General features: G+C 58.5%; 1 protein-coding gene. It reads left to right on the plus strand.

Translation table 11 applies throughout. The features are described from left to right. Positions 1-160: 160 nt before the first annotated feature. Positions 161-318: GFA family protein (locus ACNQ0T_RS23550; RefSeq protein WP_417930420.1), on the plus strand; the 158-nt coding region annotated here is incomplete at its 3' end.

The following is a 318-nucleotide window of genomic DNA, read 5'->3' on the forward strand; positions in this document are numbered from 1 at the left end:
CAGCTATCTGGCACAGTTCCTGCCGTCGCTGTACTACGCCGAAAACGGCCGCGAACCGGCGCCGTTGCTCTGGTAATGCATCAGCGGGAACCTGTTAATTTTTCGCGATATTGCTATAGTGATTTTCATCGTTTTCCCCTGCGCTCATGACGGAGACATCATGGAAAATCCCTGCTATAGCGGCGGCTGCCTGTGCGGGCATATTCGCTTTCAGGCGCACGGCCTGCCAGGCAACCCACACAGCTGTTCCTGCGATTTTTGCCGCCGCCACTCCGGCGCGCCGACGCTCTGCTGGGTCGAATTTCCGCGTCAGGCCGT

This window comes from Enterobacter cloacae complex sp.6700776 (genome assembly GCF_048284255.1).
GTDB classification, from domain to species: domain Bacteria; phylum Pseudomonadota; class Gammaproteobacteria; order Enterobacterales; family Enterobacteriaceae; genus Enterobacter; species Enterobacter intestinihominis.